The organism is Brachybacterium muris, assembly GCF_016907455.1.
GTDB lineage: Bacteria > Actinomycetota > Actinomycetes > Actinomycetales > Dermabacteraceae > Brachybacterium > Brachybacterium muris.
Genome location: NZ_JAFBCB010000001.1, coordinates 657,506 through 679,677, shown reverse-complemented (window position 1 = coordinate 679,677; position 22,172 = coordinate 657,506). Strand labels below are relative to the sequence as shown.

The following is a 22,172-nucleotide window of genomic DNA, read 5'->3' as shown; positions in this document are numbered from 1 at the left end:
AGTTCCGTGTCGCCCGACACCGGGCTGATGTCCGATCCTACCTGCGCGAGGTCCTACTCTGGTCTGGTGCCCATGACGATCCTCCTGCTCCTGGCCGGCACCATCGGCCTGGTGATCGGCTGTGCGGCAGCGCTGGCACTGGCCCGGTCCGAGCGGCGGGACCGCTCCCGTGCCCAGGCCCCGGAGCCGGTGGTTCCCGAGCCCGCCGCCGAGGTGCTCGCGATCCTGTCCTCCGCCTACGTGGTGCTGGACTCCAGCGGCGATGTGCTGAGGGCCTCACCGCTGGCCTACTCCTACGGGATCGTTCGCGCCACCGGCGGCGACTACCCCCGCCTGGCCAATGCCGAGCTGATGGAGCTGGCCGCTGATGTGGGCCGCAACGGCGGCTACCGCGACGAGCGGCTCACCATCCGCCGTTCCAGCCAGGGGGACTCCGACGCAGTGATCGATGTGCGCATCGGGGCGCTCGGCGAGAACGGCGTGCTGCTGCTGGCCGACGACCTCACCCGGGCGGTGCGCGTGGAGGAGACCCGGCGCGACTTCGTGGCCAATGTGTCCCACGAGCTGAAGACCCCGGTGGGTGCGATCACCCTGCTGGCCGAGACCATGGAGGATGCCGCGGAGGACCCGGACGCCGTGCGCCGCTTCGCCGGCCGCATGCAGACCGAGACGCGGCGCCTCTCGCACCTGGTGCAGGAGATCATCGAGCTGTCCCGCGTGCAGGGCAACTCCGCACTCACCGACGGTCAGCCGGTCGAGGTGGACGACGTGATCACCGAGGCGGTGGCCCTGAACCGCAACTTCGCCCTGGGCTCGCGGATCGAGGTGGCCGTGGGGGGCACCAGTGGTCTGCGCGTCTTCGGCTCCTCGGCGATGCTCACCACCGCGATGTCCAACCTGATCTCCAACGCGATCACCTACTCCGACGCCGACACGCGCATCGGCGTATCGGTGCGGCGCGACGGGGGCATGGTGGAGCTGTCCGTGAAGGACCAGGGCATCGGCATCTCCAAGGAGAACCTGGAGCGGGTGTTCGAACGCTTCTTCCGGGTGGACCGCGCTCGGTCCCGCGATACCGGCGGGTCCGGTCTGGGGCTCGCTATCGTCAAGCACATCGCCACCGATCACGGTGGCGAGGTCACTGCCTGGTCGATGGCCGGGCAGGGATCCACGTTCACCCTGCGAATCCCCGAGATGGGGCATACCGGCGCAGTGACAGTCGGCGGTGATCCGTCGCGTACTTCGGAACCGGACATCGATCCGGGTGTGGGAGGTTGAGATGACCAGGATACTGATCGTCGAGGACGAGGAGTCCTTCTCGGACCCGCTCTCGTACACCCTGCGCAAGGAGGGGTACGAGGTCGCTGTCGCCGATAACGGCACCGACGGCCTGCGGATCTTCACCGCCCACGGTGCCGACCTGGTGCTGCTGGACCTGATGCTGCCGGGCATGAGCGGGACCGAGGTGTGCCGCGAGATCCGCCGCACCTCGAGCGTGCCTGTCATCATGCTCACCGCCAAGGACGACGAGTTCGACAAGGTGCTGGGCCTGGAGCTCGGCGCCGACGACTACGTCACCAAGCCCTACTGAGTATTCGTAGTCGTGGGAGCCACCGAATCTTGCTCTTGGGGACCGCCGATCGTGCCGACGGGGGCCAGTAGCCGCCGCGGTGGGGACCACTGGCTCCCGCCGGCATCGGGTCACTGGGGCAGTGCGGTGTGTTCTCGCATGTTCCTGTCGCCGGTGTCGATCCAGATTGTGTTGTGCACGATGCGGTCCATGATCGCATCGGCGTGGACTGCTCCACCGAGCCGGGCGTGCCAGTCCTTCTTCGGGTACTGGGTGCAGAACACGGTCGAGCCGGTGTCATAGCGGCGCTCGAGCAGTTCCAGCAGCATCGAACGCATTCCCTCGTCAGGATGGTCCAGCAGCCACTCGTCGATCACCAGCAGCGAGAACGTGGAGTACTTCCGCAGGAACTTCGTCTGGCCCTGCGGCTTGTCCTTTGCCAGGGCCCAGGCCTCTTCGAGGTCGGGCATTCGGATGTAGTGGGCTCGGAGCCGGTGCTGGCAGGCCTGCTTCGCCAGCGCGCAGCCGAGGTAGGACTTCCCTGAGCCGGTGAAGCCCTGGAAGACCACGTTCTGTTGCCGCTGGATGAAGGAGCAGGTTGCCAGTTGCGCGATCACGTTCCGGTTCAGTCCCCGTTCCTCGACCAGATCCAGCCGCCGCAGGTCCGCTCCGGGATAACGCAGCCCCGCCCGGCGGATCAGACCCTCGACCTTTCCATGATTGAAGATGGAATGCGCCTCGTCCACGATCAGCTGGAGCCGTTCCTGGAACGACATCCCCAGCACGTGAGCCTCATCCTGGGCATCGATCGCGTCCAGCAGCGCGGTCGCGCCCATCTCGCGCAGCTTCCGCTTCGTGTCGTTATCGATCACGCTCACCGGACACCTCCGGCGTAGTAGTCGGCGCCACGGACGTATCCGCCGTCTTCCGCGGGTTCCTCGCGGGGTGGACGCAGGGCGGCGACCTTGTCCTGCCCGGTGGCCAAGATCGGGTGCAGATGCGCATAGCGCGGTGAACGGACCCGTCCCGTCAGCGCGAGTGCGCAGGCCGCCTCGACCCGATCTACGGAGAAGCGGCGAGAGAGCCGTAGCACCGCCAACGCGGGATCCAGGCCCTGTTCCACGATCGGCACGGACTCGAAGATCCGCTGGATCACGATCACCGTGGCCGGCCCGACCCGATCTGCCCACGCCCGCACCCTCTGCGCGTCCCAGGCCTGGAAACGCTCGCCCGCAGGTAGGTCCGCGTCGTTGGTGCGGTACTCATTGCTCGCGGTCTCCGGGAGCAGCAGGTGACTGGTCAGTCGCTGGCTGCCCTGATAGATCTCCAGCGTCCGGGCCGTGATGCGCAGATCGACCTTCGCGCCGATGTGCGCGAACGGCGCGGAGTAGAAGTTCCGCGCGAACGTGACGTGCCCGTTCCTGCCCACTCGTCGTCCGTAGTGCCATGTCGAGATCTCGTAGGGCACCGCCGGCAGCGGCGTCAGCAGCGGCCGCTCCTCCGCGTCGAACACGCTGGCGCGGGATCCGGGCCGCTTCTGGAACGGCTCCGCGTTATAGGCCTCCATCCGCTGCCCGATGGCGGCTGCAAGTTCGGGCAGGGACGTGAATCGCTGATCCCGCAGCCCGGCGATGACCCAGGTCGCGACGTGCGCGACGGTGTTCTCCACGCTCGCCTTGTCTTTCGGTTTCCGCACCCTCCCCGGGAGCACCGCCGCCGAGTAATGCGCTGCCATCTCGCGATACGCATCGTTCAGGACGATCTCGCCCTCGCGGGGGTGCTTCACCACACCGGTCTTGAGGTTGTCCGGAACGATCCTCGGGACCGTCCCGCCCAGCGCCTCGAACATCGCTACGTGCGCTCGCAGCCAGGACTCCTGGCGCATATCCAGCGCCGGGAAGCAGAACGCGTAACGAGAAAAAGGCAGGCAGGCAACGAACAAGAACACCTTCGAGACCTCGCCGGTGACCGGATCGGCCAGCTCCATCGTGGGGCCGGACCAGTCGACCTCCACGCTCTGGCCGGCCTTGTGACCGACTCTCGAAGCGGCACCGGTGACCATGACGTGGTGCTGGTAGGTGCGGCAAAACCGGTCATACCCCATCGCCGGATCCCCAGCCGCCGTGGTCGCGTCGAAGTACTCGCCGTGCAACAGCTTCAGCGTCACGCCGACCCTGGCCATCTCTCGATGGACCTGTTCCCAGTCCGGCTGTGCGAACACGCTCTCGTGCTCGCCCCGGCCCGGGAACAACCGGGCATACACCTGCTCATCGGCGACGTCCGCGATATCGCCCCACCCGATCCCTGCAGCGTCAGCGGCCTCGAACACCGCCCTCACGGACTTGCGGGACATGCCCTGCGAGGACGAAATCGCTCGCCCCGACAGACCTTCTGCGCGCAGCTGGAGCACCAGCTTCGCCCTGATCTTCCGTACCATTCCAGATTGCTCCTTCCGCCGCGTGCCCTATACACACGGCGGAAGGAGCGTAGACAGAGCGGCCCCAACGACACCACTGGTGGTCCCGAACGACGCCACCGCTACGGCAGCGACGTGGCACCCGAACCCTCGATCAGCGGACCCCAGCGAGGCGAATATTCACTACTCCTCCCGCGAGCTGCTGGCTCGCATCAAGGCGGTGCTGCGGCGCGGTCAGGACTCGGCCGACGGCCAGGAGGACCCCACCCTCCACGCCGGCCACATCATGATGGACGTGGAACGCCATGTGGTGCAGGTACGCGGGCAGGAGGTCGCGCTTCCCCTGAAGGAGTTCGAGCTGCTGGAGATGCTGCTGCGCAACGTGGACCGGGTGCTGACCCGTGGCCAGTTGATCGACCGGGTGTGGGGCGCGAACTACGTGGGCGACACCAAGACCCTCGACGTCCACGTGAAGCGACTGCGCGCCAAGATCGAGGATGATCCCAAGAACCCCGTGCACCTGGTGACGGTGCGAGGGCTGGGCTACAAGTTCGACTCCACCGCCCACTGAGGGGCAGGACCGCCAGTCACTGAAGTGCGGGCCCGCTGGCTGGACGCGGGCGGCGCCGGCCGTCCGGCGGGCGACCAGGGGCGCCGCCGGAGGACGGGTGTATCAGGAGGTCGCGCCCTCGCCGGCGCCCTCGACAGCGTCGCGGTAGTACTCCAGCGAGGTGTCGGTGACCGGCAGCGTGATCTCGGTGGACTGGCCGTTGGCGGTGACGGTGAGGGCCATGTTCGCGCCGGCGGGGACGTCGATCTGACCGATCGGGACCTGCTGGGCGTTCTCGCCCACACCGAGGTTCACGGTGGCGCCGGCGGGCACGGAGACGCGGCCGGAGAACACCACGGTGCCCTCGGAGGTGCCCTCGAGCTCGACGGTCATCTCCTCGGTGGTGTAGTTGGCGACGGCGCCGAACAGGACGGGGTCACCCTCCTCCGGGAGGACGACGATCGCGTTGCGCACACCCGCCATCAGCCGGCCCGACTCCTCGAGGTTCGCGTTGGTGCCGTCGGCAGCCTGGTAGAACTCGTGGGTCTGCACCGGGTTGAGGTAGGCGCAGCCGGACGCGGAAAGGGCGAGGCCGACCGCGGCGGCGGCGAGCGCGAGACGGGGACGACGCACGTGGAGCTCCTGTTCGGTTCCTCGGGGAGGGCCCTGTCAGGGTACCCCACCTGACAGGCGTCAGGACCCTCGTCCGCAGGCGACACCGGCCACGCCACTCCCCCTGCGCCGCATGCGCCAGCGCATGAGTGCGGGCCGCCCTGGAAGTTACCCACCAGGAAAAACCGCGTATAATAGCACACCCTCCCCCTGCTAGACTGTTCTCCGGAAAGGGGACCAGCCACATGAATTTTGCCGTCGGCGAGACCGTCGTCTACCCGCACCACGGTGCCGCACTCATCGAAGAGGTGAAGACCCGCACCATCAAGGGCGAGGAGCGCACCTACCTGAAGCTGAAGGTCGCCCAGGGTGATCTGACCATCGAGGTCCCTGCGGACAACGTCGACCTGGTCGGTGTGCGCGACGTGGTGGACAAGGAGGGGCTCGCCGAGGTGTTCGAGGTGCTCCGCCAGCCGTACACGGAGGAGCCCACCAACTGGTCGCGCCGGTACAAGGCGAACGTGGAGAAGCTCGCCTCCGGCGATGTGAAGAAGGTGGCCGAAGTGGTGCGCGACCTGTGGCGTCGCGACCAGGACCGTGGCCTGTCCGCCGGCGAGAAGCGCATGCTCGCCAAGGCTCGCCAGATCCTGGTCTCCGAGCTCGCTCTCGCGGAGAAGACCGACGAGGGCAACGCCGAGTCGATCCTCGACGAGGTCCTCGCCTCCTGAGCGAGCACCTCACCGAGCATCCCCCGGCCCCAGGCATGAACCAGAGCCTCCCGTTGCGCCCACGTCCCATCGTGCTCGCCCTGGCGCCTCCGCAGGCCCGAGGGACCGGTGGGGAGATCCCGGCCCTCGCTGAGCTGGGCGGCAGTTGCCTGGTTCAGCGCCTGCTGACAACGCTCTCCCAGTTCTCCCTGCCGGCTCCGCTGGTCCTGACCCGGGAGTCTGCCGTGCCGCGCATGCGGCGAGTGCTCGGCCCCCGCATCGAGGTGCGCGGGGCCGAGGGCGGTCGGCGTAGGGCGTTGACTGCGGTGCTGTCCTCGATCCAGGAGCATGCCGTGATGGTGCTGGACGCGGAACGCGCCCTCACCCCCGCATCGGTGATCACCGACGTGCTGTCCGGCGCGGACGAATCCGTGGACGCGGTGGTGCCGGTGATCCCGCTGACCGACTCGGTCAAGCTCACCTCGGGTTCCGGGCTGCGCAACGTGGACCGCTCCACCCTGGCGAGCCTGCAGAGCCCCCGGCTGCTGCGCCGAGAGGTGCTCGAGCAGGCACTGGCCTCCACCACCGACGACGAGGCCGACGAGATACTCGCCGCACTGGCCTGCGGGGCCCGGGTGCGCACCGTGCACGGCTCTCACGCCGGTTTCGCCGTGGTGGACCGCCTGGGGCTGTGGCAGGCCCAGATCGCGTTGGGGCTGGCCCGGGACACCTCCCACCGTCACGGCCTCACCCGCCGTCACTGAGGCGTTCGGTCGCGGGCGGGCGGTTCAGCCGTGGGTGGGCGGTTCAGCTGCGGCTGCGCCAGACAGCACGGAACTCCTGCAGCATCCTGACGGGCTTGGACAGAGTGCGCACCGGGAGGCTGGAGGCCAGTTCCCCCGGATCGGTGCGCAGGCGCCGGACCAGGCGACCGGGCTTGCTGGAGATCCGCTGGCGCAGATCCGGAAGGTAGTCCTCGCTGACATCCAGCCGCGTCACCGCACCACAGCCGGTGCACTGGATCTCGGAGACGAAGCGGCCCGCATAGACGACCTGGTGCTCCGCCTCCTGCTCGCAGGCAGTGCAGCGCAGGAAGCTCTCCTGGACGGCCATCATCCCCTCCTCACCCGGTCCTCAAACCTAGCGCGGCCACCACGTCCTGCGCCAGGAGGAGGTCCTGCGCGTAGGTGATCTTGAAGTTGGTCTCCTCGCCCCGCACCCAGCTTACCGGGATGTCCGTGTACTCCTCGGCGCAGGAGGCGGTGTCGGTGCCCACGAAGCCGTCCCGCGCGGCCGCCTCGTAGGCGTCCAGGATGGTGGAGGCACGGAAGCCCTGCGGGGTCTGCACCCGCACCAGGGAGGACGGATCGAACCGACCCTCGGCCAAGCGGTCCGGGCCGTCCACCGGGGCCACGTCGGCGGCGGGGATGCCAGGGACCGCGCCACCGTGCTCACGTGCGGCGTGAAGCACCGCAGCTGCCAGGCCGTGGGAGACCAGTGGCCGGGCGGCGTCGTGGATCAGAACCGTGTCCACCGCACCGGAGTCGATTCGATCGGCCAGGTGGCGCAGCGCCATCAGCTCCGACTCCTGCCGGGTGTCGCCGCCGATGATGATCTCGAGGTGGTGCTGCGTCTCCCTCTCGGCCACGAACCTGGCGTGCTCGAGATCCTCTGGTCGCACCACGATCACGAGGGTTCCCACGCCCTCCACGGAGGCGAGCGTGTTGATGCCCCAACTGGCGATGCTGCGACCGGACAGCGGCAGGAACGCCTTGTTGATCCCGGCACCCACACGAGTGCCGGAACCGCCGGCGAGCACGATGCCGGCGGCCTTCCCCCGCAGGTGCGGGCGGCGGTGGCGGCGAGGATGGGTCACCTGGGCATCGTAGTCGCCGCCCCGGAAGCATGTCAGAATCGAGGTCCTGCCCTGTCCCACCAGTTCTCCCAGGAGTCGACATGCTCACCATCGCCATCGTGTGCGGCGCGGGGATCGCCACCTCCGCCCTGCTCGCGAGACAGGTGCGCGAGCACGTGGCTCCCCGGGGCCCGCATCTGCGGGTGGTCCAAGCCACCGTGATGGACCTGCTCTCCCCAGATTTCACCGCCGACCTGGTGGTCTCCACCGTGGATCTGCCGGACGCCCTGGGGATCCCCCGTGTCTCCGGAATGCCGCTGCTGCTGGGCACCCGACCCGAGCAGGCCTATCTCGACATCGACGAGAAGCTGGACCGCATCGCCGGGGACCGCGCATGACGGCGCTGCCGCGCGTGGGCACCGGGGTCGATGTGCACGCCGTGGCCCCCGAGGGCAGCGACCGCGAACTGTGGATCGCCGGGCTGCTGTGGGAGGGCGAGCGCGGACTGGTGGGGCACTCCGACGCCGATGTCGCCTCCCACGCCGCCTGCGATGCCCTCTTCGGGGCCGCCGGGATCGGCGACCTGGGCACCCACTTCGGCACCGACCGGCCCCAGTGGGCCGGTGCGTCCGGCTCCACGCTGCTCGCGGAGGCCGCACGCCTGGTGCGCGAGGCAGGTTTCGAGATCGGCAACATCTCGGTGCAGGTGATCGGCAACCGCCCCCGGCTGTCCTCCCGGCGCGAGGAGGCCTGCGCGCGGATGAGCGAGGCCGCCGGTGCCCCCGTCTCCGTGGCCGGCACCACCACCGATCGACTGGGACTGACCGGTCGCGGCGAGGGCATCGCCTCCATCGCCACGGCCCTCGTGGTCCCGGGCCACCCGGCCTGAACCCGGCCCTTCCCCTTGGAGAACCGAACGACGCAGGAGGCCCCTTGAGCAACGGCGAGAGCACCCGTCCCCGGCTGGGGGCCACCGACGTGGAGGACGCGGCGGAGAAGCTCCGTTCCGTCCTGCGTCGCACTCCTGTGCACCTGAGCCGTCGCCTCAGTGACCTCGCCGGGGTGCCGGTGTGGCTCAAGCGCGAGGACCTCCAGTCCGTGCGCTCCTACAAGCTGCGCGGTGCTCACCTCTTCCTGGACTCCCTGCCTGCAGGCGTCCGCTCCGCCGGAGTGGCGGCCGCCAGTGCGGGGAACCACGCCCAGGGTGTGGCCCAGGCCTGCTCCGTCCAGGAGATCCACGGCCGCATCTACGTCCCCGGCACCACACCCCGGCAGAAGCGCGACCGGATCGTGGCTCTCGGTGGGCCCTGGGTGGAGCTGGTGCTGGTGGGGGACACCTTCGATGATGCCGCCGAAGCTGCGGCCGATGACGCCGAGCGCACCGGGGCCACCCTGGTGCCGCCCTTCGACCATCCGGTGGTGATGGCGGGGCAGGGCACCGTGGCGCTCGAGGCGATCGAGCAGCTGCGCACCGAGCACGGCCGGGAGCCGTCCACCGTGGTGCTGCCGGTGGGAGGCGGCGGGCTGCTGGCCGGTTGCGGTGCCTGGCTGCGCGAGCGCACGCCCTCGGTGCGGATCATGGGCGTGGAACCGGCCGGTGCCGTGTCGATGGCCGCCGCCGTACGGGCCGGCCGTCCGGTCACGCTGAACGAGATGGACCGCTTCGTGGACGGTGCCGCGGTGCGCCGGGTGGGCGCGGGCCCCCTGGCGATGGTGCAGGCCATCGAGCCGGAGCTGGTGGCGGTGGAGGAGGGCGCGGTGTGCACCGAGATGCTCTCGCTGTACCAGGTGGACGGCATCATCGCCGAGCCGGCCGGCGCGCTGGCCGCCACTGCTGTCGCCACCGGCACCGTGAAGGCCGAGGGCGATGTGCTGGTGGTGGTCTCCGGTGGCAACAACGACGTGTCGCGGTACCACGAGATCCTCGAGCGCTCGATGGTGCACGAGGGGCTCAAGCACTACTTCCTGGTGACGTTCGCGCAGGAGCCGGGCGCTCTGCGGCGGTTCCTGGACCAGGTGCTGGGTCCGGACGACGACATCGTGCTGTTCGACTACATCAAGCGCAACAACCGCGAGGAGGGGCCCGCCCTGGTGGGCCTGGAGATCGGGCACCGGGAGGACCTCGAGCCGCTGATGGCGCGGATGGCCGCCTCCAACATGGGGATCGAGCGGATCGATCCCAGCGACCCGATCTACCGTTACCTCACCTGAGCTGCGGCGGGGTCTCAGTCCTGCCGACGGGCCTCCACGGCGGAGCGGACGATATCGTCCAGGCCCTTGCTGGAGGACCAGCCCAGGGTCTTCTCGATCCGCTCGGTGGAGCAGATCAGGCGCGCCGGATCACCGGGGCGGCGCTCGCCCATCTCGGGGATGAGCTCCTTGCCCAGGGCGCGGCCCACCGCTGCGATGACCTCGAGCACGCTGGATCCCGTGCCGGTGCCGACGTTGAACACCCGGTGGGGGCGCTCCTCGCCGCGCAGGTAGTCCAGGGCGGCGATGTGGGCGTCGGCCAGGTCCAGCACGTGCACGTAGTCGCGGATGCAGGTGCCGTCGGGCGTGTCGTAGTCCGTGCCGAACACGATGGGTGCACGGCCGGCCTCCACGGCGTCCAGGATGATCGGCACCAGGTTCATCACCAGGGTGTCGGCGAGGTCCGGCCAGCCGGCCCCGGCCACGTTGAAGTAGCGCAGGGCCACGGTGCGCATGTCGTGGGCGCGCTCGGCATCGGCCAGCATCCACTCCCCCACGTACTTGGTGGCGCCGTAGGGGTTGATGGGCTGCGGCTGGAGATCCTCGGTGACCAGGTCCACGTCGGGCATCCCGTACACGGCGGCCGAGGAGGAGAACACCACGTCGCGCACCTCGGCGCTCGCGCAGGCTGCCAGCACGTTTGCCAGGCCCGCGATGTTGTCGTGCCAGTACATCTCCGGCTTCTGCACGGACTCGCCCACCTGCTTGTGGGCGGCGAAGTGGATCACCGAGTCGGCACCGGAGGCTCGCAGCTGGAAGGCCAGCTTGTCCACCGCGTCGGGCTTGGTGACGTCCAGCTCCACCAGTTCGGCGCCCTCGGTGCGCTCGCGGAACCCGGTGGACAGGTCGTCCACCACGATCACGTGCTGCCCCCTCTCCAGAAGCAGTCGCACAACGTGCGATCCGATGTACCCGGCACCACCGATCACGAGAGTCGTCATGGTTTGAGCCTAGTCGCTCAGCTCCAGGACGTCGCCACCGGTCGTCCCTCCGCGTATCCCGCGGCGCTCTGCAGGCCGATCACCGCACGCTCGCGGAACTCGGCGAGGCTGAGCGCTCCGGCGTAGGTGCAGGAGGACCGCACCCCGGCGGTGATGGTGTCCAGCAGGTCCTCGACCCCGCCGGCGCCGTCCTCGAGGTACATGCGCGAGGTGGAGATGCCCTCCTCGAACAGGGACTTGCGGGCGCGGGCGAAGGCGTCCTCGTGGGCGGTGCGGTTGGAGACGGCCCGCTTGGAGGCCATGCCGAAGTTCTCCTTGTAGCGGCGGCCGCGCTCGTCGGTGCGCATCTGGCCGGGCGACTCGTAGGTCCCGGCGAACCAGGACCCGATCATCACGTTGGAGGCGCCGGCCGCCAAGGCCAGGGCCACGTCTCGCGGGTGGCGCACGCCGCCGTCGGCCCATACCCGGCCACCCAGTGAGCGGGCCTCGGCGGCGCACTCCAGCACGGCGGAGAACTGGGGTCGGCCCACCCCGGTCATCATGCGGGTGGTGCACATGGCGCCGGGGCCCACGCCGACCTTCACGATGTCGGCCCCGGCCTCGATCAGCTCGCGGGTGCCCTCGGCGGTGACGATGTTGCCGGCGACCAGGCGCACGGGGGTGTCGGCGCGGTCCCCCAGGACGGAGCGGGCCGCACGCAGGGCCTCGATCATGCGGTCCTGATGGCCGTGGGCGGTGTCCAGGACGATCACGTCGACCTCGGCGTCCAGCAGGTCCTGCACCCGGGTGGCGACGTCGGCATTGATCCCGAGGGCAACAGCGGTGCGCAGGCGGTCCTGGTCATCGGTGGCGGGGGTGTAGATGGTGGAGCGCAGCACACCGGTGGCGGTGAGCACGCCGCGCAGTGTGCCGTCGGCCTCCACCACCAGGGCGGCGTCGTGGTGGGTGGCGGCGATGCATGCGTGCAGCACGGCGGGTTCGGCGGTGAGCTCCTCGGGTCCCAGGGTGAGCACGTCGGTGCTGGCCACCTCGCCCACCGCGCCGAACATGTCACGGCCGGCGATCTCCTGGGCCGAGATCACCCCGAGCGGACGGCGATCCTCGTCGATCACCACCACGATGCCGTGGGGGCGCTTGGGCAGCAGGGCATCGGCCTGGCCCAGCGTGCCGCTGGGGGCCAGGGTCAGGGGGTGGTCCACCAGCAGGTCACGCGCCTTCACCGAGCGGACGATGGAGTCGATCCGCTCCGGCGGCAGGTCCTGCGGGAGCACCGCGAGCCCGCCGCGGCGCGCCATCACCTCGGCCATGCGGCGCCCGGAGACGGCCGTCATGTTGGCGGCGACCAGCGGGACGGTGGTGCCGGAGCCGTCATCGCTGGCGAGGTCCACGTCGAAGCGTGAGGTGACCGCGGAGCGGGACGGGAGGAAGAAGCAGTCGTCGTAGGTGAGGTCGGTGGCGGGTTCGTGGAGCAGGCGCATGGGAGCCAGGATAGGCGCGGCGGCGCCGCCAGGGGCTCCTTCACAGACCTCCACGAGGCCCTCACACGCGGCGGGTGGGCCGATCCTGGCCGTGAAACTAGGATGGGCGCATGACGGACCCGTCCTCGACCTCGTGGCGCAGGCGCCGTCGGGGCGGAAAGTACAAGGATTCCGGGCGGTCGGCCGCCGAGTCCTCCTTGTCCCCCGACGTCGCGCGCGCCAATCGTGACGCCGCCTTCGGCTCCACCCGGAAGTCCTGGGTGGGTAGCCCCTCGACCCCTCCGAGCCCCGCCGCGGCCCCCCGGAACCCGGCCATGGCCGAACAGCCCAGCGCCGAACCGCTCGTCGAGGCTCCCGCCGAGGCCCTCGACCCACCACAGGAACAGCCTGAGCAGGAACGACCCGAGCAGGACCGGGCAGGAGCCGCCGCCTCACCGTCGGCAGCCGAGGAGCGTCTGAGCCCGCCACGTCACGGCCGTCGAGCAGCACGTCCCGTGGCACCCGCCGACGAACCGGGCTCTGACGACGAGGACCGCGATGCCTGGTCGCCCGCCTCCGCCTCCGCAGCGAGTACGGACCCCGTCTCGCCCGCGCCCGCGAGCTCGGACCCTTACTCGTCCGCCCCCCGCCCGACCGACCAGCCCGCCCAGAAGACCTCCAAGCGCCCGCTGGCGACCCGTTCGGCGAACGAGCGCCGTGGCTCCCGCGCGGCCGACCGGCCCGAGGGCTCCCTTCCCGTGGTGGCCTTCTGGACCGTCCTCACGTCCCTGGCCCCTGGCACCGGTCTGCTCACCACCACGCTGAGACGCGTGGGCTGGGTCCTGCTGGGCACCCTCGTGGTGGGTACCGCCGCCGCCGGGGCCTGGTTCGCGTTCGGGGACCCTGTGCGCAGCGGCCTCAAGCTGCTCGCCAACCGCAACGTGCTGGTGGGCCTGATGGTCGCTGTCGCGCTGGTGGGGCTGGTCTGGGCGATCCAGATCGTACTGGCGAACCTCGCCCACACCGCCCGACAGCGCCTCGAAGGCGCGAAGCGGTACATCGCCTTCGCCCTGGCGGCCCTGATGGTGGTGGCCGTGGCACTGCCCTTCGGCCGCGGCGTGCAGTCGCTGTGGGCGGCCCAGGGCCTGCTGGGCTTGGAGACGGTGTTCGGCCAGGGCACGGAGACCGGCCGACTCAAGGAGGGCAAGGACCCGTGGGCCGGGGTGGGCCGGTTGAACATCATGCTGCTGGGACAGGACGCCGGCGCGGACCGCACCGGCACCCGCCCGGACACCATCATGGTGGCCTCGATCGACACCGAGACCGGCCGCACCGCTCTGTTCTCCATCCCCCGCAACCTCGAGCACGTGCGCTTCCCGGAGGACACCCCCGCCGCCGAGGTGTTCCCCGACGGGTTCCGCTACTTCGGCCAGAACCAGGACCTGATCAACGCGGTGTGGAGCTGGGCCGAGGACCGACCCGACCTGTTCCCCGGCGATCCGGAGCCCGGTCTCACCGCCACCCGGTGGGCGGTCGAGGAGACCCTGGGCCTGGAGATGGACTACTACGCGATGGTCAACCTCCAGGGCTTCGAGGACCTGGTCAACGCCATCGGAGGCGTGGACCTGGTGGTGGAGCGTCGCATCCCCATCGGTGGTGGCGCGGCCAAGATCGAGGGGTACATCGAGCCCGGCGAGCAGAAACTCGACGGCTTCCACGCCCTGTGGTATGCCCGCTCGCGCGAGGGCTCCGACGACTTCAACCGCATGTGCCGTCAGCAGCGGATCGTACGCGCGGTGGCCGAGGAGGCCGATCCCACCACGCTCGCGATGTCCGTGCCGGGGCTGGTCAACGCCACCGAGGAGAACATCCAGACCGACATCCCGGTGCGCCGCCTCGACGCCTTCGTGGAGCTGGCGCTGCGCATCAAGGACGCCGGGTTCACCTCGTACCCGATCACGCAGGACGTCACCTTCAGCGGCAACGCCGACTGGGACTACCTCAAGGCATGGACGCAGGCCTCCATCGAGGACTCGATGAAGCAGACCGAGCCGGAGTCGGTCAAGGGCGAGACCCAGGCAGGATCCACCGATCCGGCACCCACCGGTGAGGCCCCTTCGGACCAGGGCACGGACTCGGCCGGGGATGACCCGACCACGGAGGAGACCCCCGCCGAGGAGACACCCTCGCAGGAGCCGTCCAGCGACCCCACCGAGCAGCAGTCCACCGACGGCGCGGAGCCCTCCGAGGAGCCCACCACCGAGGCCCCCGAGATCGAGCAGGACCCGCTGAAGTCGTGCCTGCCGGGCGCCGACGACGCGGGCTGAACCCCGCCCGCGGTCCCGTAGGCCCGCGGTCCCGTAGGCCTGTCAGTACCGTCGGGGCGGGGATCGTCCTGCCGGTGATCAGCCGATGATCAGTCGGTGACCTGCAGCAGGGCGTTCTCGATCAGTTCGGGCATGGCCGGGTGGATCCAGTACTGGGTGGTGGCGATGTCCCGCGCCGTCTGCCCGGTGCTCATCGCCTGGATCAGCAGCTGGATCAGGGTGGTGGCCTCGACGCCGATGATGTGGGCACCCAGGATCTCCGTGGTCTCCGCGTCCACGATGATCTTCGCGAAGCCGTCGGTGTCCTCGAGGGCCCAGCCGTAGGCGATGCCGGCGTAGTCCTGCCGGGCCACGCGGATCTGGCGTCCGCTCGCCTCGGCGTGAGCGGTGGCCGCGCGTTCGTCCATCCCCACCCACGCCACCTGGGGGTCGGTGAACACGCCGCTGGGGATCGGCATGGTGTCCGAACGGAGCATGCTCCCGGGGTGCAGCACGTTGTGGCGCACGGTCTTCTGCTCATGGTTGGCGACATGCTTGAGCTGGTGGGCGCTGGAGACATCGCCGAGCGCCCAGATCCCCTCCAGGACCTCCCCGCCCCCGAGGACCCGCTGGTACGGGTCCACCACGATGCGGCCATCGGGGTGGGTGTCGATGCCGGCGGCGTCCACATCGAGCAGGTCGGCGTTGGAGATGCGGCCGGTGGCCACCAGCAGTTCCTGCGCCCGCACCTCCACCTCGGCGCCGTCGCGGGTGCCGCGCAGCAGCACGCCCTCGCTGTCGCGGCGCACCGAAGTGGTGGTCATGCCCGTGATCAGGTGCAGCCGTTCATCCAGCACCCGGGTGAGTCGCTCGGAGACATCGGCGTCGGCCTGCCGCAGCACCCGCTCGGAGCGTGCGATGAGGGTGACCTCCACCCCGAGGGAGGCGAAGATGTGCGCCATCTCCACAGCTACCACCCCGGATCCGAGGATCGCGAGGGAGGAGGGCAGCTCCGGGATCCGCATGATCGTGTCGGAGGTGTGGGCGCGGGCCTGGTCGATACCGTCGATCGGGGGGAACGCGGGGCGGGACCCGGCCCCGATCACGATGGTGTTCGCGGTGATGTGCTGCTCGGTGCCGTCGGCGAGGGTGACGGCCAGGGCGCGGGGCCCGGTGAAACGAGCGGTGCCGCGCAGCAGGGTGAGGTTCTGGTTGTCGACGTGATCGGCGCGGTACTGCTCACCGCCGGTGCTGATCGCATCGAGCCTGCCGAAGATGCGGTCGCGGATCGCGGGCCAGTCCACGTGGCGCAGTGCCGAGGTGACACCGAAGCGGGCGGACTCGGCCGGGGCGTGGGCGAGGTCAGCGGTGTGCACCAGCATCTTGGTGGGGATGCACCCCAGGTTCAGGCAGGTCCCGCCGAACACATGGGCGGGGCCGACTCCACGGTCGATCTGGACGATGCTGCGGCCGGCGAACTCGGGGCCCGGGAACGAGTTGGCGGAACCGGAGCCGATCAGGGCGATGTCGAAGTGCTGCGCGTCGATGGTCACCGCCCCAGGCTACGCGGGCGCATGCGTGCCTGAGGAGATTCCCGGTGTGACGGCGGCCTACCCCGCGGCGGAGACCACACCGTACAGTTGCCCCGTGAATCACCCTTCGGGCACCTCCCCCTCCACCGCAGCCTCCTCCGCGCGTCCGGCTGCCGCCGATGACGACCGCACCGGGGACGTGCATCCCGCCGATGCCCATGACCTGATCCGGGTGCGCGGGGCACGGGAGAACAATCTGCAGGACGTGTCCCTGGATCTGCCCAAGCGGCGCCTGGCAGTGTTCACCGGGGTGTCCGGATCAGGGAAGAGCTCCCTGGTGTTCGGCACCATCGCCGCCGAGTCCCAGCGGATGATCAACGAGACCTACAGCAGCTTCGTGCAGGGGTTCATGCCCACCCTGGCCAGGCCCGACGTGGACTCCCTGGACGGGCTCACCACCGCGATCATCGTGGACCAGGAGCGGATGGGTGCCAACGTGCGCTCCACCGTCGGCACCATCACCGATGCCGGCGCCCACCTGCGCACCCTGTTCTCCAAGCTCGCCGAGCCGCACATCGGCGGCCCCGGCGCGTACTCCTTCAACGTGCCCAGCGTGTCCGGCTCCGGAGCGATCACCGTCCAGCGCGGGGACAGGACCATTGCCGAGAAGGCCAGCTACACCCGCGTGGGCGGCATGTGCCCACGCTGCGAGGGCATGGGGCAGGTGACGGACCTGGACCTGGCCGAGCTGTACGACGAGGACAAGTCCCTGGCCGACGGCGCCCTCAAGGTGCCCGGCTACACCGCGGACGGCTGGTACGTGAAGCTGTTCACCGCCTCCGGCTTCTTCCCCGCGGACAAGCCGATCGCCTCCTTCACCAAGCGCCAGCTGCACGACTTCCTGTACAAGGAGCAGGTGAAGGTCAAGATCGACGGGGCCAACATGACCTATGAGGGTCTGATCCCCAAGATCCAGAAGTCCATGCTCTCCAAGGACCGCGACGCGATGCAGCCCCACATCCGGGCCTTCGTGGATCGGGCGGTCACCTTCATCACCTGCCCCGAGTGCGAGGGGACGCGCCTGGCCGAGCACGCCCGCACCTCGCGGATCGACGGGATCTCGATCGCCGATGCCAGTGCCATGCCGATCACGGACCTGGCCGACTGGGTACGACGGCTGCGCGAGCAGAACTCCTCCCGTGGGGTCGCACCCCTGCTGGAGAACCTCTCGACGCTGCTGGACTCCTTCGTGATGATCGGTCTGGGCTACCTGGCCCTGGATCGCCCCTCCTCCACCCTCTCCGGCGGTGAGTCCCAGCGCACCCGGATGATCCGACACCTCGGCTCGGCACTGACCGACGTCACCTACGTGTTCGATGAGCCCACGATCGGCCTGCACCCGCACGACATCGCCAACATGAACCGACTGCTGCTGGAGCTGCGGGACAAGGGCAACACGGTGCTGGTGGTGGAGCACAAGCCGGAGGCCATCGCGATCGCCGATCACGTGGTGGACCTGGGTCCGCGCGCCGGTGCCCACGGCGGCCAGATCCAGTACGAGGGCGACCTGGTGGGTCTGCGGGCCTCCGACACCCTCACCGGGCAGCACCTTGACCGCACCGTGCAGCTGAAGGAGCAGGTGCGCGAGCGCACCGGTGCCCTGGAGATCCGCGGGGCCACCCGCCACAACCTGCGCGACGTGTCGGTCGATATCCCGCTGGGGGTGCTGACGGTGGTGACCGGGGTGGCCGGCTCCGGCAAGAGCTCCCTGGTGCACGGGTCGATGCCGAAGGACGCGGGTGTCATCGTGGTGGACCAGGCTCCGATCCGCGGATCGCGCCGCTCCAACCCCGCCACGTACACCGGGCTGCTGGAGCCGATCCGCAAGGCCTTCGCCAAGGCCAACGGGGTCAAGCCCGCCCTGTTCTCCAACAACTCCGAGGGCGCGTGCGCAGCATGCAAGGGCGCCGGGGTGATCTACACCGAGCTGGGGTTCATGGAGACGGTGGCCACCCCCTGCGAGGAGTGCGAGGGCAAGCGGTTCCAGCCGGCGGTGCTGGGGTACCACCTGGGCGGCAAGGACATCGCCGAGGTGCTGGCGATGAGCGTGGCCGAGGCCCGCGAGTTCTTCTCCTCCGGCGAGGCGAAGGTTCCGGCCGCCGCGAAGCTGCTGGTCCACATGGACGACGTGGGCCTGGGCTATCTCACCATCGGCCAGCCCCTGACCACCCTCTCCGGAGGTGAGCGGCAGCGCCTGAAGCTCGCCACCCACATGGGCGACAAGGGCGGGATCTACGTGCTGGACGAGCCCACCACCGGACTGCACCTGGCCGATGTGGAGGCGCTGCTGGGCCTGCTGGACCGCCTGGTGGACTCCGGGAAGACGGTGATCGTGATCGAGCATCATCAGGCCGTGATGGCGCACGCGGACTGGATCATCGATCTGGGTCCCGGTGCCGGGGCCGAGGGCGGCCGCATCGTGTTCGAGGGCACCCCCGCCCAGCTGGTGGCCGATGCCTCGACGCTGACCGGCGAGCACCTGCGCGAGTACGTCGGAGGCTGAATCGCCGCAGCAGGGCCACGGTGGCCGGGCGGCAGCGATGCCGGCCGTGCCAGAGTGGGGTATGCGCATCCACCACCTGAACTGCGGCACGCTGCGCCCCCCCGGGCGAGTCGATGGTGTGCCATGTGCTGCTGATCGAGGTGGGGCGGCGCCTGGTGCTGGTGGACACCGGGTTCGGCAGCGCGGACGTGCTGACCCCTTCCCGGCTGGGCCCGGTGCGGCACCTGCTACGGCCGGCCCTGCGCCCGGAGGAGACCGCCGTTGCCCGGATCCGCTCCCTGGGACTGGACCCCGCCGCGGTCACCGACGTGGTGCTCACCCACGGCGACCTCGACCATGCTGGTGGCCTCGTGGACCTGCCGCACGCCCGGGTCCATCTGCTCGCGGCCGAGCAGCGCGCCATCCAGCATCCACAGGGACTGCTGGAGGCCCAGCGGTACTGAATATTCGCCTCGCTGGGGTCCGCTGATCGAGGGTTCGGGTGCCACGTCGCTGCCGTAGCGGTGGCGTCGTTCGGGACCACCAGTGGTGTCGTTGGGGCCGCTCTGTCTACGCTCCTTCCGCCGTGTGTATAGGGCACGCGGCGGAAGGAGCAATCTGGAATGGTACGGAAGATCAGGGCGAAGCTGGTGCTCCAGCTGCGCGCAGAAGGTCTGTCGGGGCGAGCGATTTCGTCCTCGCAGGGCATGTCCCGCAAGTCCGTGAGGGCGGTGTTCGAGGCCGCTGACGCTGCAGGGATCGGGTGGGGCGATATCGCGGACGTCGCCGATGAGCAGGTGTATGCCCGGTTGTTCCCGGGCCGGGGCGAGCACGAGAGCGTGTTCGCACAGCCGGACTGGGAACAGGTCCATCGAGAGATGGCCAGGGTCGGCGTGACGCTGAAGCTGTTGCACGGCGAGTACTTCGACGCGACCACGGCGGCTGGGGATCCGGCGATGGGGTATGACCGGTTTTGCCGCACCTACCAGCACCACGTCATGGTCACCGGTGCCGCTTCGAGAGTCGGTCACAAGGCCGGCCAGAGCGTGGAGGTCGACTGGTCCGGCCCCACGATGGAGCTGGCCGATCCGGTCACCGGCGAGGTCTCGAAGGTGTTCTTGTTCGTTGCCTGCCTGCCTTTTTCTCGTTACGCGTTCTGCTTCCCGGCGCTGGATATGCGCCAGGAGTCCTGGCTGCGAGCGCACGTAGCGATGTTCGAGGCGCTGGGCGGGACGGTCCCGAGGATCGTTCCGGACAACCTCAAGACCGGTGTGGTGAAGCACCCCCGCGAGGGCGAGATCGTCCTGAACGATGCGTATCGCGAGATGGCAGCGCATTACTCGGCGGCGGTGCTCCCGGGGAGGGTGCGGAAACCGAAAGACAAGGCGAGCGTGGAGAACACCGTCGCGCACGTCGCGACCTGGGTCATCGCCGGGCTGCGGGATCAGCGATTCACGTCCCTGCCCGAACTTGCAGCCGCCATCGGGCAGCGGATGGAGGCCTATAACGCGGAGCCGTTCCAGAAGCGGCCCGGATCCCGCGCCAGCGTGTTCGACGCGGAGGAGCGGCCGCTGCTGACGCCGCTGCCGGCGGTGCCCTACGAGATCTCGACATGGCACTACGGACGACGAGTGGGCAGGAACGGGCACGTCACGTTCGCGCGGAACTTCTACTCCGCGCCGTTCGCGCACATCGGCGCGAAGGTCGATCTGCGCATCACGGCCCGGACGCTGGAGATCTATCAGGGCAGCCAGCGACTGACCAGTCACCTGCTGCTCCCGGAGACCGCGAGCAATGAGTACCGCACCAACGACGCGGACCTACCTGCGGGCGAGCGTTTCCAGGCCTGGGACGCGCAGAGGGTGCGGGCGTGGGCAGATCGGGTCGGGCCGGCCACGGTGATCGTGATCCAGCGGATCTTCGAGTCCGTGCCGATCGTGGAACAGGGCCTGGATCCCGCGTTGGCGGTGCTACGGCTCTCTCGCCGCTTCTCCGTAGATCGGGTCGAGGCGGCCTGCGCACTCGCGCTGACGGGACGGGTCCGTTCACCGCGCTATGCGCATCTGCACCCGATCTTGGCCACCGGGCAGGACAAGGTCGCCGCCCTGCGTCCACCCCGCGAGGAACCCGCGGAAGACGGCGGATACGTCCGTGGCGCCGACTACTACGCCGGAGGTGTCCGGTGAGCGTGATCGATAACGACACGAAGCGGAAGCTGCGCGAGATGGGCGCGACCGCGCTGCTGGACGCGATCGATGCCCAGGATGAGGCTCACGTGCTGGGGATGTCGTTCCAGGAACGGCTCCAGCTGATCGTGGACGAGGCGCATTCCATCTTCAATCATGGAAAGGTCGAGGGTCTGATCCGCCGGGCGGGGCTGCGTTATCCCGGAGCGGACCTGCGGCGGCTGGATCTGGTCGAGGAACGGGGACTGAACCGGAACGTGATCGCGCAACTGGCAACCTGCTCCTTCATCCAGCGGCAACAGAACGTGGTCTTCCAGGGCTTCACCGGCTCAGGGAAGTCCTACCTCGGCTGCGCGCTGGCGAAGCAGGCCTGCCAGCACCGGCTCCGAGCCCACTACATCCGAATGCCCGACCTCGAAGAGGCCTGGGCCCTGGCAAAGGACAAGCCGCAGGGCCAGACGAAGTTCCTGCGGAAGTACTCCACGTTCTCGCTGCTGGTGATCGACGAGTGGCTGCTGGACCATCCTGACGAGGGAATGCGTTCGATGCTGCTGGAACTGCTCGAGCGCCGCTATGACACCGGCTCGACCGTGTTCTGCACCCAGTACCCGAAGAAGGACTGGCACGCCCGGCTCGGTGGAGCAGTCCACGCCGATGCGATCATGGACCGCATCGTGCACAACACAATCTGGATCGACACCGGCGACAGGAACATGCGAGAACACACCGCACTGCCCCAGTGACCCGATGCCGGCGGGAGCCAGTGGTCCCCACCGCGGCGGCTACTGGCCCCCGTCGGCACGATCGGCGGTCCCCAAGAGCAAGATTCGGTGGCTCCCACGACTACGAATACTCAGTACCGCCCCTCCCAGTGGGCGCACGGCCCCCGGATCACACCGCACCGGCCCGGAGCCGTGCGCTGGAAGGGCTTCGAGGGATGCGTCGACCTGTCGGCGGTGGCGCTCGGGATGCTGCTGGTGCCACTGCCCGGGCACACCGCCGGTCATGCCGGGGTGGCACTCCCCACCGGCAACGGCTGGCTGCTGCATGCCGGGGACGCCTTCCACTCGGCCCTCTCTCTGCAGGAGAGATCGATGCGACCGGACGTGCGGCTGCGGCAGGGCCTGCTGGCGCACGACGAACCAGCCCTGCGCAGCACGCAGCGCCGGCTCTCCGCCCTGGTGCGCGTCGATCCCTCGGTGCGGATCATCAACAGCCACGACCGGGGACTGTGGGAGCAGACATAAC

At 69.4% G+C, this 22,172-nt stretch carries 21 protein-coding genes and 2 pseudogenes; 14 read left to right on the top strand and 9 right to left on the bottom strand.

Annotated elements, in window-relative coordinates; all coding sequences use genetic code 11:
- Window positions 1–72: 72 nt before the first annotated feature.
- Together JOD52_RS03140 and JOD52_RS03135 are read left to right on the top strand one after the other, a co-directional pair.
- Window positions 73–1,278, top strand: a complete 1,206-nt coding sequence (locus tag JOD52_RS03140) for a sensor histidine kinase (protein WP_204411462.1) — start codon at window positions 73–75, stop codon at window positions 1,276–1,278.
- 1 nt (window position 1,279) lies between these two features.
- A pseudogene (locus JOD52_RS03135) lies at window positions 1,280–1,588 on the top strand (response regulator); the annotation flags it as partial.
- Here JOD52_RS03135 and JOD52_RS17420 read toward each other — a convergent pair.
- The 3 genes from JOD52_RS17420 to istA (JOD52_RS03125) are packed head-to-tail and all read right to left on the bottom strand — an operon-like array spanning window position 1,575 to window position 4,007.
- Window positions 1,575–1,697: a hypothetical protein gene (locus JOD52_RS17420; protein ID WP_275579081.1), complete on the bottom strand. Its 123-nt coding sequence runs from the start codon at window positions 1,695–1,697 to the stop codon at window positions 1,575–1,577. The pseudogene JOD52_RS03135 and the gene JOD52_RS17420 overlap by 14 nt on opposite strands.
- A gap of 4 nt (window positions 1,698–1,701) precedes the next feature.
- Complete coding sequence (locus JOD52_RS03130) at window positions 1,702–2,448, bottom strand: ATP-binding protein (RefSeq protein WP_338124028.1); 747 nt, start codon at window positions 2,446–2,448, stop codon at window positions 1,702–1,704.
- Window positions 2,445–4,007, bottom strand: a complete 1,563-nt coding sequence (gene istA / locus JOD52_RS03125; RefSeq protein WP_204408388.1) for an IS21 family transposase — start codon at window positions 4,005–4,007, stop codon at window positions 2,445–2,447. The genes JOD52_RS03130 and istA (JOD52_RS03125) overlap by 4 nt, the downstream gene beginning before the upstream one ends.
- A 163-nt stretch (window positions 4,008–4,170) precedes the next feature.
- Between istA (JOD52_RS03125) and JOD52_RS03120 the strand changes: the two are divergent.
- Window positions 4,171–4,557: pseudogene (locus JOD52_RS03120) on the top strand (winged helix-turn-helix domain-containing protein); the annotation flags it as partial.
- Between the two features lie 102 nt (window positions 4,558–4,659).
- On the opposite strand, the gene JOD52_RS03115 reads toward JOD52_RS03120, so the two are convergent.
- On the bottom strand, window positions 4,660–5,169 hold the full coding sequence (locus JOD52_RS03115) for a hypothetical protein (RefSeq protein WP_017822194.1): 510 nt from the start codon (window positions 5,167–5,169) through the stop codon (window positions 4,660–4,662).
- 224 nt (window positions 5,170–5,393) lie between these two features.
- Between JOD52_RS03115 and JOD52_RS03110 the strand changes: the two genes are divergently transcribed.
- Both JOD52_RS03110 and JOD52_RS03105 read left to right on the top strand, forming a co-directional pair.
- Window positions 5,394–5,876, top strand: a complete 483-nt coding sequence (locus JOD52_RS03110; RefSeq protein ID WP_017822195.1) for a CarD family transcriptional regulator — start codon at window positions 5,394–5,396, stop codon at window positions 5,874–5,876.
- Between the two features lie 53 nt (window positions 5,877–5,929).
- Window positions 5,930–6,619, top strand: a complete 690-nt coding sequence (locus tag JOD52_RS03105; RefSeq protein WP_239551757.1) for an IspD/TarI family cytidylyltransferase — start codon at window positions 5,930–5,932, stop codon at window positions 6,617–6,619.
- Window positions 6,620–6,662: 43 nt separating this feature from the next.
- Here the strand turns inward: JOD52_RS03105 and JOD52_RS03100 are convergent, their stop codons facing one another.
- Window positions 6,663–6,968, bottom strand: coding sequence for a hypothetical protein (locus tag JOD52_RS03100; RefSeq protein ID WP_017822197.1), 306 nt, complete (start codon window positions 6,966–6,968; stop codon window positions 6,663–6,665).
- A gap of 10 nt (window positions 6,969–6,978) precedes the next feature.
- Window positions 6,979–7,731 (bottom strand): 2-C-methyl-D-erythritol 4-phosphate cytidylyltransferase, encoded by a 753-nt coding sequence (locus JOD52_RS03095; RefSeq protein ID WP_204408768.1) that lies wholly within the window; start codon window positions 7,729–7,731, stop codon window positions 6,979–6,981.
- Between the two features lie 80 nt (window positions 7,732–7,811).
- Between JOD52_RS03095 and JOD52_RS03090 the strand changes: the two genes are divergently transcribed.
- From JOD52_RS03090 to ilvA, 3 genes are read left to right on the top strand one after another with little or no spacing between them, the layout of a single operon-like run.
- On the top strand, window positions 7,812–8,108 hold the full coding sequence (locus JOD52_RS03090; RefSeq protein WP_204408767.1) for a PTS sugar transporter subunit IIB: 297 nt from the start codon (window positions 7,812–7,814) through the stop codon (window positions 8,106–8,108).
- On the top strand, window positions 8,105–8,599 hold the full coding sequence (ispF, locus tag JOD52_RS03085) for a 2-C-methyl-D-erythritol 2,4-cyclodiphosphate synthase (RefSeq protein ID WP_204408766.1): 495 nt from the start codon (window positions 8,105–8,107) through the stop codon (window positions 8,597–8,599). The genes JOD52_RS03090 and ispF overlap by 4 nt, the downstream gene beginning before the upstream one ends.
- 44 nt (window positions 8,600–8,643) lie before the next feature.
- Window positions 8,644–9,921, top strand: coding sequence for a threonine ammonia-lyase IlvA (gene ilvA / locus JOD52_RS03080; protein ID WP_204408765.1), 1,278 nt, complete (start codon window positions 8,644–8,646; stop codon window positions 9,919–9,921).
- A 14-nt stretch (window positions 9,922–9,935) separates the two neighbouring features.
- On the opposite strand, the gene galE is transcribed toward ilvA, so the two are convergent.
- Together galE and JOD52_RS03070 are read right to left on the bottom strand one after the other, a co-directional pair.
- On the bottom strand, window positions 9,936–10,901 hold the full coding sequence (gene galE / locus JOD52_RS03075) for a UDP-glucose 4-epimerase GalE (RefSeq protein ID WP_204408764.1): 966 nt from the start codon (window positions 10,899–10,901) through the stop codon (window positions 9,936–9,938).
- A 17-nt stretch (window positions 10,902–10,918) separates the two neighbouring features.
- Window positions 10,919–12,379 carry a GuaB1 family IMP dehydrogenase-related protein gene (locus JOD52_RS03070; protein ID WP_204408763.1) on the bottom strand — a complete coding sequence of 487 codons (1,461 nt, stop codon included), beginning with the start codon at window positions 12,377–12,379 and terminating at the stop codon, window positions 10,919–10,921.
- A gap of 494 nt (window positions 12,380–12,873) precedes the next feature.
- Here JOD52_RS03070 and JOD52_RS03065 point away from each other — a divergent pair, with 494 nt between their 5' ends.
- Entirely contained in the window at window positions 12,874–14,685 is a 1,812-nt protein-coding gene (locus tag JOD52_RS03065; protein ID WP_338124043.1) for an LCP family protein, read from the top strand.
- Window positions 14,686–14,774: 89 nt separating this feature from the next.
- Here the strand turns inward: JOD52_RS03065 and JOD52_RS03060 are convergent, their stop codons facing one another.
- Window positions 14,775–16,217: a mycothione reductase gene (locus JOD52_RS03060; protein WP_017822206.1), complete on the bottom strand. Its 1,443-nt coding sequence runs from the start codon at window positions 16,215–16,217 to the stop codon at window positions 14,775–14,777.
- Window positions 16,218–16,395: 178 nt separating this feature from the next.
- Between JOD52_RS03060 and JOD52_RS03055 the strand changes: the two genes are divergently transcribed.
- The 5 genes from JOD52_RS03055 to JOD52_RS03035 all read left to right on the top strand — a co-directional run bounded on the left by JOD52_RS03055 (window position 16,396) and on the right by JOD52_RS03035 (window position 22,171).
- The gene (locus JOD52_RS03055; protein ID WP_204411455.1) at window positions 16,396–18,759 is read left to right on the top strand and encodes an ATP-binding cassette domain-containing protein; all 2,364 of its coding nucleotides are present in this window, start codon (window positions 16,396–16,398) and stop codon (window positions 18,757–18,759) included.
- Window positions 18,760–18,884: 125 nt separating this feature from the next.
- On the top strand, window positions 18,885–19,202 hold the full coding sequence (locus JOD52_RS03050; RefSeq protein ID WP_204408762.1) for an MBL fold metallo-hydrolase: 318 nt from the start codon (window positions 18,885–18,887) through the stop codon (window positions 19,200–19,202).
- A gap of 159 nt (window positions 19,203–19,361) precedes the next feature.
- Window positions 19,362–20,924, top strand: a complete 1,563-nt coding sequence (istA, locus tag JOD52_RS03045) for an IS21 family transposase (RefSeq protein ID WP_204408388.1) — start codon at window positions 19,362–19,364, stop codon at window positions 20,922–20,924.
- The gene (locus JOD52_RS03040) at window positions 20,921–21,667 is read left to right on the top strand and encodes an ATP-binding protein (RefSeq protein WP_338124028.1); all 747 of its coding nucleotides are present in this window, start codon (window positions 20,921–20,923) and stop codon (window positions 21,665–21,667) included. Before istA (JOD52_RS03045) ends, JOD52_RS03040 begins: the two co-directional genes overlap by 4 nt.
- A 171-nt stretch (window positions 21,668–21,838) precedes the next feature.
- Window positions 21,839–22,171 (top strand): MBL fold metallo-hydrolase, encoded by a 333-nt coding sequence (locus tag JOD52_RS03035; RefSeq protein WP_204408761.1) that lies wholly within the window; start codon window positions 21,839–21,841, stop codon window positions 22,169–22,171.
- Window position 22,172 lies beyond the last annotated feature (1 nt).